Below are 7569 nucleotides of genomic sequence, written 5' to 3' on the forward strand. Positions count from 1 at the left end.
CCGGGAGTTCCGCCCCTATTTCGACAACGCTCCCGTGTACGGCCACGGCCCCTCGCTGGAGGAGTTCACCGACCAGACCCCGCTCACCGTGGGCAGCCCGCAGGAGGTCATCGACAAGACCCTGACCTTCCGGGACTCCTTCGGCGACTACCAGCGTCAGCTGTTCCTGATGGACCACGCCGGGCTCCCGCTCAAGACGGTGCTGGAGCAGCTCGACATCCTCGGCGAGGAGGTCGTCCCGGTACTGCGCAGGGAGTTCGCCTCCGGCAGGCCGGCCGAGGTGCCGGACGGCCCCACCCACGCGGCCCTGCTCGCCAGGCGCGACAGCGCGGCCGAGACAGGCGAGCAGCCCGTCCCCGCCGCCTGAGACATCCGAGTCCACCCCTGGAAAGGAAAAGCAATGGAATCCGTCCGGCTCGTGGTCGTCTCGGCCGGTCTCGGCCTGCCGTCCTCGACGCGCCTGCTGGCCGACCGGCTGGCCGAGGCGGCCGTACGACGGCTGTCGGGCGAAGGGCACCCGGCCGAGGTACGCGTGATCGAGCTACGCGACCTCGCCACCGACATCGCCGCCAACCTGGTGACCGGCTTTCCCGGCGCCACGCTGCGCGAGGCGATCGAGGCGGTGACGGAGGCGGACGGCCTCATCGCGGTGACGCCGATCTTCACCGCCTCCTACAGCGGCCTGTTCAAGTCGTTCTTCGACGTGATCGACAACAGCGCGCTCACCGGCAAGCCGGTGCTGATCGCGGCGACCGGGGGGACGGCACGCCACTCGCTCGTCCTGGAGCATGCCATGCGCCCGCTCTTCGCCTACCTGCGCGCGATCGTCGTACCGACCGCCGTCTACGCCGCGTCCGAGGACTGGGGCACCGGCGGGGACAGCCGCGCCGACGACCTCGCCTCCCGCGTCGCCCGCGCGGCCGGCGAACTGGCCGGCCTGATGTCGCACCGGCCCGCCGCCGCCCGGCAGGTCGAGGCCGTGATCCCGTTCGAGCAGCAGCTGGCCGCACTGCGGCCCTGACGAACGGGCGGACACCTACCTGCCGTCGCCGTCCCAGGCGTAGGCCTGGAACGGCGGGTCGAGGGGGGCGTCGATCAGCCGGTTGGCGAACGTGGAGATCGTGTAGGCACCGACACCGAGAACGACCTCAAGGGCGTTCTGCGGCGTGTAGCCGGCGCCGAGGAACGCGCGCGTTTCCTCGGCGCCGACCGCGCCGCAGTGGTCCATCACCGCGAGGGTGAACGACCGCAGCGCCTCCGAGCGGGTGTCCGGGAGAGGCTTCTGGGCCCGCAGCCCCTCGATGACCTCGGCCGGGGCCGCCAGCCTGACCAGCGTGGCGGTGTGCATCGCCACGCAGACGTGGCAGCCGTTGCGGGTGGCGACCGTCAGGATGACGATCTCACGCTCGATCGGGGCGAGGGTGGTCTGCTCGAAGACGGCACTGGCCGTCAGGAACCCCTTGAGCAACTCCGGGGAGGTGGCCATCCGGCCGACCGGCGCGGGGATGAAGCCGAATTTCCGCTCCACCCCCTCGACCGTGGCACGGGCGGCGGCAGGGGCACTCTCGGCGGTGTGGGTGACGAAGACGTCGTGGGACATGGGGACCTTCTCTCTGGGTTCTCCGGGCACGCCGAAGACAGGCCCGGTGGACGCACATCGGGGCAATATCGTCAATGTGGTTGTCTATATAGTAAACATGGTTGACGACTTTGGCAATGATCGGGGCCGGACTCCCCTACGGAGACATCGGCGCCTTCCCAGGTGGCCACAACCACCGAGCACGCCCCGATTCGAATGCCCCAGCGAGGACGTCCAGGAGGCTGCTCGCCCCCACGCGGTCCGAAGGGGCCGGTCCGCAAGATCGGCCCTTGACCTCAAGCGAGGTTGAGTTCCTGGACGGCGGGCACCCGACCACGGTGTGGAACCGTACGCCGGGAAAGGCCGATGCCCTGGTCGCCAAGGGGGCGCGATGGGCCGCGACCGTCCGCGACGCGGTCGCCGCCGGGCCGCTCATGGTCAGTGGGCACGGCCGGGCTCCTGGAGAAAACACGTTGCGGCCGGTTCCGGAGATCCGGCATCCTCACATCAGGTCAGTCGAGCTTCACCAGGAGGGATCATGCGCCGCCATCACGGTCGGAGCCGTCGCGTCATGCGTGCTCGTCGCCGTATGCGCATGCCCCGGGAGGCTCGTGTGTGACACCCGCCGTCACGACACGAGCCGTCCCGGACCACACGGTCCGAGACGGCTCTTTCTTTGGAGCGGGTGAGGGCGCTGGTGTGCTCGGCGGTTTCATAAGCCGCTGTGGGCGGGTTCGATTCCCGCACCCGCTACCAAGCCTCTGTGGCGCAGTGGAGAGCGCGCCTGCTTGCGGAGCAGGAGGCCGCTGGTTCGATTCCAGCCAGAGGTGCCGCGAAACACAAGGTAGAAGGCCGCTCCCGACCTCCGGGAGCGGCCTTCATGATCCTCTGAGTGACTAAATGCGTGACTAAGCTTCCGGATCACCATCAAAGATGCGGTCCATCGCGGTGGCTCCACCTTGAAGAAACTGATGTTCCCCGGCGCGGTTCAACTTTGACGGTACCCACTGGCGTCCATGGGGATTCCAAAACGGTGCGGTCGTCGCAAAAGGCCAACAGCAGCCAGTCCGGCCAACCGCGTTGATGCACCTCGTGCGGGTCGACGTCGAGCAGCTCGGCCATCGCCGGCTGAGCAGTCATCCACGGCACTGTCCCGGCGATCCACCGCGAGAGCTTTTCTTTGCGGGCGGCTAGCGCGCCGTCTCCCCGAGCGCGGTGACGTTCAGCAACCCGCCGTCCGTCCAGCGCTTGCGGGTAAGCAGCGTGGGCAGCGAGTGACACTCCACCGTGTTCACAGATGCGTCGGCCCCTCTGGTCAAGGGCCGGCCCCCAAGTGTGGTGCCGTATACGGGCGCCGGGAATAGCGCCGGGGTAGGAAGCAACACAAGGCAACCGCTCGGCAACGCTAACTCTCTTCGTCACGAGCCTGCGATGAGCGACCGTAAGCCCACCAGCGCGTTACCTGGGCATTGCCTTTCCTGCCCGACAGGCTGGCGCAGAAAGGAGAGCACCACCGATGAAACTGAGCGACCTCCTCGCCGACCACGACCACCGCGTGATCCAAGGTGATCCCACGGCGACCGACGTCCGGGCCGGTATCGCCTACGACTCACGGCGGATGACCCCCGGATCGATGTACATCGCCATGCGGGGCTCCCGCGCCGACGGTCACCGGTTCATAGCCGACGCCGTGGCGCGCGGCGCCGTGGCGGTGCTGGTCGACCGCCCGATCGACGACAACATGCCGCCGCACGTATGTGTGGTGCGGGTGGCAGACACCCGTGCAGCGGTCCCCGTTGTAGCCTCCAGGTACTTCGGTGAACCTGCGCGTGAACTCGCAGTCGTGGCCGTCACCGGCACGAACGGCAAGACGTCGGTGTCCTACATGATCGAGGAGGTTCTCCGCACCGGCCTGAAGGTGCGGGCCGGGGTCATCGGCACCGACGGGTACCGCGTCGGCCACGAGACAATCAAGGTTGACCGGACGACGCCCACCACTCCGGAGTCAGTGGACCTGCAGCACATCCTGCGGCTTATGCGGGATCGCGGCGCAGACACAGTGATCATGGAGGCATCGTCCATGGCGCTGACGCTTAACCGCGTCGACTGCGCTGACATCGACGTCGGCGTGTTCACCAACCTCACGCCTGACCACCTCGACAACCACGGCAGCATGGAGGAGTACAAGGCCGCGAAACTGCGGCTGTTCGACCAGATGTGCTACTGGGCGGTAGCGAACGCCGATGACCCGGTCAGCGCGGACATCGCCGCGTTGATGCCAACAACGGCCACCACGTTCGGCATCGACAACGAAGCGGATTTCCGGGCAACCGACCTGGTGATCGGGCCCGCCGGCACGCGGTTCGTCCTGCACCACGACGGCCGCTGCCTGCCCGCGACGGTGCCGATCCCGGGCCGGTTCGCCGTACACAACGCCCTGGCCACCGTGGCGACCTGCCACCTGCTCGGCCACGACGTGCACGCGGTCCTCGACGCGCTGGCGTCGCTGCCCCCGATCCCGGGCCGGTTCGAAACCTTCCAAACCCCCAGCGGCGTCTCGGTGATCGTGGACTATGCCCACTCGCCCGACTCCCTGGAGAAGGTGCTGACGACGATCAGAGGATTCGCCCGCCGCCGCATCATCACCGTCCTCGGCGCCGGCGGAGACCGCGACACAACCAAGCGTTCCCCCGTGGGTGAGATCGCCGGCAAACACTCTGATCTCGTGGTGGTCACCAACGACAACCCGCGCAGCGAGGACCCCGAGGCCATCGCCGACCAACTCATCGTCGGCGTGGCGCAGACCGATACCGAAGTCGAGCGGATCCTCGACCGTGAGGCGGCGATCCGGCGGGCGCTGACCGTCGCCGAGCCCGATGACACCGTGCTGATCGCGGGCAAGGGCGCCGAGACGTACCAGGTCATCGGCGCGATGACCATCCACTTCAACGACATGGAGACCGTGCGGAAACTGACCGCGGACCTGTCAGCCTCCTAACGCTCGCGCCCGCTCGACGCGGAAGCGACCCCCTCACCTCGTGTCGCGGCGGCCCTGTAACGAACGGGCCGCCGCCCCCGGCCCCGCCCCTCGCCGGGCCGCTGGCACCCCCTTTGTTCGCCTGCTGGTTTCCTCCCAGCCTCTCCCCCTTGGGACGTCCTGTGTTCCTTAACCATGCGCGGATTCTGATCACCGGCTTAGGGATCAGCGGTGAATCCGCGGCAGCTATCTGTGCTTCCCGCGGATCCCAGGTCACGGTCACCGGTACGCGTCGAGCCGCCCAGCTCCACCCGGCACTGCTGCGGCTCCCCCAGTACCCGATCTCCTACCACCTCGGCGGCGAGCCGCCCGAGTGCGCCGACTACACGCTGATCATCCGTAGTCCAGGGGTACCCCGCGACCTGCCGGTCCTCGCCGAGGCCCACTCTCGCGGCATCCCCGTGTGGAGCGAGATCGAACTCGCTCACGCCCTGTGCCCGGCCCCGATCATCGCCATCACCGACACGAACGGGAAAACGACCACGACCACCCTGGTCGACTACTACAACGATTCCAAGGCGACGAACCCGTGGTCGACCCTGCACGCCCTCGACGCGTTCCCCGGCCGAGCGGTGGTCCTGATCACCGGCGGCAAGGACGACAAGCACGCCGACATGGATCCCCTGGCCGCCGACCTGGCCGGGCGGGTACGTCAGAGAGGCTTCCGCGCTGTCCTTGCGGCCGGTGCTGTCTGTGACGTCCTACGTCGAACACCTGGCGTGCGTGCCGCCGGGCACGCCCATCGGGTACGGGTCGACCTACCGCACCACGGCCCCGACCGTGATTGCCATGGTGCCGGCGGGCTTCGCCGACGGCGTTCCCCGGCAACTCGCCGACGGTGGCCGCATGCTGATCTGCGGCTGCTACGCCCCCGTCATCGGCTGCGTCGGCATGACGCACCTGACCGCCGGTGTCCGTCAAAGCGGAGCGAGCTCACCGGTTGATCTCATGCGCGTGTGGAGGACACGGTGGACGGACCGCACGCCCAGGGAACTGGGAGGGGTGCGGGTCACCCACGCCCGAGTCCGGGGTCTACCGGTCGATCCGGTAGACGTAGTGGGCACGATCGTCGATCGGGTTGTCCGGTTCCAGCTCACCCTCGGCCACCCGGCGCAGCCCGGCCTTCTCCAGCGCCCGCCAGGACGCGCGGTTGGCCGCCGACACCGGGACCAGGACGCAGGAGGCGGCCGGGAACTCCGCCCAGGTCCGCTCGATGACCGTCCGGATCATCAGCGTCCCGAGGCCGCGCCCGACCTGCGCCGGATCGCCGATCAGGTAGTCGATGCTCATCGCCCCCTCGGGGACGGCGACGATGGCTGCCAGCTCGGCGATGTACTCGGGGTAGTCTGCGTACCTCGACCGCTGGACCAGGCCGAGCGGCCGTCCGTCGAGAAAGACCAGCAGGTCTTCGGACGGCTCCTCTCCCCTGGCGGCGGGGCCGAAGTCGCGGGCCACCGCCTCAGGAGAGGTCTCGTGGTGCCACCAGCGGGCCACGTGCGGCTGCTGCAGCCACTCGCGCAGCAGCGGAAAGTCCTGCTCGGTGAGGCGACGCCAGGTGACCGACCGGTTGCTCCTGGGTTCCGGACTGGGCATGATGCCGACGGTAGCAAGCGCCTCCGACCGTCGGCATCCCATTTCCTCGCCCGTGCGCGTCTCCTCGAACGCGATCAAAGCTCAGCGGGGAGGCACCTGGATCGTGTCCCCCACCGGACGTTCGCCCGCCGCGTCGGACGGGCGGTTGACGAGTGCGCCGCCCACGACCATGGCCGTCAGTGAGTTCACAGCGCGGTCGAGGGCGGTTTCGACCTCGGTTGCCGTGAGATTCTCGATCATCCAGGGCAGGTACTGGATGGATATCTACAAGTGCGGCCCCAGCGTCATAGATCCACGGGACCCGCCCTAGTCCGCGAAGGCCCGGGCGACCGAGAGGCTGTCCTCGTAGACGTGGTGCCGGGTGACCAGCCCGTTCTCCACGGTGACGTGCAGCGCGAAGCGGGCTCGGTAGCCCTTGCCCGTGGACCTCGCCGTGTTCACGATCGTGCCCATGACCACCGCGTCCGCCCCGTCGACCAGGATCTTCGTGACCTCCACCGAGGCCAGTTCCGGTACATGGCCGACCGCGATCTCCCGGAAATGCTCGGCGACCTCGGCGCGCACGGACCTGTACCGGATCCACGGGATCGCCCCGCCGTGCTCGTCGGCGGGCCAGTCCAGTTGCCAGTCGACCTCCTCCGCGTACAGCGCGGCCACTGCCTCCGGGTCGCCCTCCCCGATCCTGCGGAGCAACTCCTCAAGAGTGGCACGCGTGGACATGTCTTCATAAGTCGCCATAACGGGCAACCTAAACGACCAACAAGAATGACGGCGGCTCTACCCCGCGCGGGCGGCGGTGATGAAATCCCTGATGAGCCCGGAGTCCTTGACCCCGGGCGCGACCTCCACGCCGCTCGACACGTCGACTCCCCAGGGTCGGGCCGCGATGATCGCCTCGGCCACGTTCGACGGGGTCAGGCCCCCCGCCAGCAGCCAGCGGCCCTCCGGGCGCCCGCGCACGGCCGCCCAGTCCCACGGCTCCCCCGAGCCCGGCCTGGGCGCGTCCACGATGAGCAGGTCCTCGTCGAGGGCGCCGCAGCGCAGGTCGGTGCTCGCGGCCCCGGCGCGGACCAGCGTGACGCCGAGGTCCTTCAGCGCGGTGAAGTCCGCGTGCGGGTGCTCGCCGTGCAGCTGGACGGCGCGTACCCCTGACTCCAGGGTGGCCGCCCTGACCTCCTCGGTGGGCTCGCCGGCGAACACCGCCACGGTCAGCACGTGCGGGGGGACCGCCAAGGCCAGCTCGCGCGCCCGCGCCGGGGTGACCCGCCGCGAGCTCCTGGTGAGGACGAATCCGATGGCGTCGGCGTCACCGCGACGGTCATCGCCGGCGCGGTGTCGCACCCGGTGCTGGGCAGGCTGG

The 7569-nt window shown here is 69.0% G+C and carries 8 protein-coding genes, 2 tRNA genes and 3 pseudogenes; 7 read left to right on the forward strand and 6 right to left on the reverse strand.

The window, feature by feature from the left end:
• Together ABZ260_RS42255 and ABZ260_RS42260 are read left to right on the forward strand one after the other, a co-directional pair.
• Nucleotides 1–367: pseudogene (locus tag ABZ260_RS42255) on the forward strand (5,10-methylene tetrahydromethanopterin reductase); the annotation flags it as partial.
• A 33-nt stretch (nt 368–400) separates the two neighbouring features.
• Nucleotides 401–1021, forward strand: a complete 621-nt coding sequence (locus tag ABZ260_RS42260) for an FMN reductase (RefSeq protein WP_355629069.1) — start codon at nt 401–403, stop codon at nt 1019–1021.
• A gap of 15 nt (nt 1022–1036) precedes the next feature.
• Here ABZ260_RS42260 and ABZ260_RS42265 read toward each other — a convergent pair whose 3' ends face one another.
• Nucleotides 1037–1600, reverse strand: coding sequence for a carboxymuconolactone decarboxylase family protein (locus ABZ260_RS42265; RefSeq protein WP_355629072.1), 564 nt, complete (start codon nt 1598–1600; stop codon nt 1037–1039).
• 659 nt (nt 1601–2259) lie between these two features.
• Here ABZ260_RS42265 and ABZ260_RS42270 point away from each other — a divergent pair.
• A tRNA-Met gene (locus tag ABZ260_RS42270) sits at nt 2260–2335 on the forward strand.
• Nucleotide 2336: 1 nt separating this feature from the next.
• Nucleotides 2337–2409 (forward strand) — tRNA-Arg (locus ABZ260_RS42275).
• 97 nt (nt 2410–2506) lie between these two features.
• On the opposite strand, the gene ABZ260_RS42280 is transcribed toward ABZ260_RS42275, so the two are convergent.
• Nucleotides 2507–2719: a hypothetical protein gene (locus ABZ260_RS42280; RefSeq protein ID WP_355629074.1), complete on the reverse strand. Its 213-nt coding sequence runs from the start codon at nt 2717–2719 to the stop codon at nt 2507–2509.
• Between the two features lie 376 nt (nt 2720–3095).
• Here ABZ260_RS42280 and ABZ260_RS42285 point away from each other — a divergent pair, with 376 nt between their 5' ends.
• The 3 genes and pseudogenes from ABZ260_RS42285 to ABZ260_RS42295 all read left to right on the forward strand — a co-directional run.
• On the forward strand, nt 3096–4577 hold the full coding sequence (locus tag ABZ260_RS42285) for a UDP-N-acetylmuramoyl-L-alanyl-D-glutamate--2,6-diaminopimelate ligase (protein ID WP_355629077.1): 1482 nt from the start codon (nt 3096–3098) through the stop codon (nt 4575–4577).
• Nucleotides 4578–4738: 161 nt separating this feature from the next.
• Nucleotides 4739–5008 (forward strand): annotated as a pseudogene (locus ABZ260_RS42290) (hypothetical protein); the annotation flags it as partial.
• 331 nt (nt 5009–5339) lie between these two features.
• Nucleotides 5340–5486 (forward strand): annotated as a pseudogene (locus ABZ260_RS42295) (alanine racemase C-terminal domain-containing protein); the annotation flags it as partial.
• Nucleotides 5487–5648: 162 nt separating this feature from the next.
• Here ABZ260_RS42295 and ABZ260_RS42300 read toward each other — a convergent pair.
• From ABZ260_RS42300 to ABZ260_RS42315, 4 genes are all read right to left on the reverse strand, one after another.
• On the reverse strand, nt 5649–6209 hold the full coding sequence (locus ABZ260_RS42300; protein ID WP_350920111.1) for a GNAT family N-acetyltransferase: 561 nt from the start codon (nt 6207–6209) through the stop codon (nt 5649–5651).
• Between the two features lie 81 nt (nt 6210–6290).
• Nucleotides 6291–6449 carry a hypothetical protein gene (locus tag ABZ260_RS42305; protein ID WP_355629081.1) on the reverse strand — a complete coding sequence of 53 codons (159 nt, stop codon included), beginning with the start codon at nt 6447–6449 and terminating at the stop codon, nt 6291–6293.
• 66 nt (nt 6450–6515) lie between these two features.
• Nucleotides 6516–6947 carry a nuclear transport factor 2 family protein gene (locus ABZ260_RS42310; RefSeq protein ID WP_355629083.1) on the reverse strand — a complete coding sequence of 144 codons (432 nt, stop codon included), beginning with the start codon at nt 6945–6947 and terminating at the stop codon, nt 6516–6518.
• Between the two features lie 39 nt (nt 6948–6986).
• Entirely contained in the window at nt 6987–7550 is a 564-nt protein-coding gene (locus tag ABZ260_RS42315) for a phosphoribosylanthranilate isomerase (RefSeq protein WP_355629086.1), read from the reverse strand.
• Nucleotides 7551–7569 lie beyond the last annotated feature (19 nt).

This window comes from Streptosporangium sp. NPDC006013, from assembly GCF_040614275.1.
In the GTDB taxonomy this organism is placed as follows: Bacteria; Actinomycetota; Actinomycetes; order Streptosporangiales; family Streptosporangiaceae; genus Streptosporangium.

Excerpts from the sequence above, each read along its gene's own strand:
- ABZ260_RS42260 (WP_355629069.1), top strand. The coding sequence starts at position 401 with ATGGAATCCGTCCGGCTCGTGGTCGTCTCGGCCGGTCTCGGCCTGCCG.
- ABZ260_RS42265 (WP_355629072.1), bottom strand. The coding sequence starts at position 1,600 with ATGTCCCACGACGTCTTCGTCACCCACACCGCCGAGAGTGCCCCTGCC.
- ABZ260_RS42280 (WP_355629074.1), bottom strand. The coding sequence starts at position 2,719 with ATGACTGCTCAGCCGGCGATGGCCGAGCTGCTCGACGTCGACCCGCAC.
- ABZ260_RS42285 (WP_355629077.1), top strand. The coding sequence starts at position 3,096 with ATGAAACTGAGCGACCTCCTCGCCGACCACGACCACCGCGTGATCCAA.
- ABZ260_RS42300 (WP_350920111.1), bottom strand. The coding sequence starts at position 6,209 with ATGCCCAGTCCGGAACCCAGGAGCAACCGGTCGGTCACCTGGCGTCGC.
- ABZ260_RS42305 (WP_355629081.1), bottom strand. The coding sequence starts at position 6,449 with ATGATCGAGAATCTCACGGCAACCGAGGTCGAAACCGCCCTCGACCGC.
- ABZ260_RS42310 (WP_355629083.1), bottom strand. The coding sequence starts at position 6,947 with ATGGCGACTTATGAAGACATGTCCACGCGTGCCACTCTTGAGGAGTTG.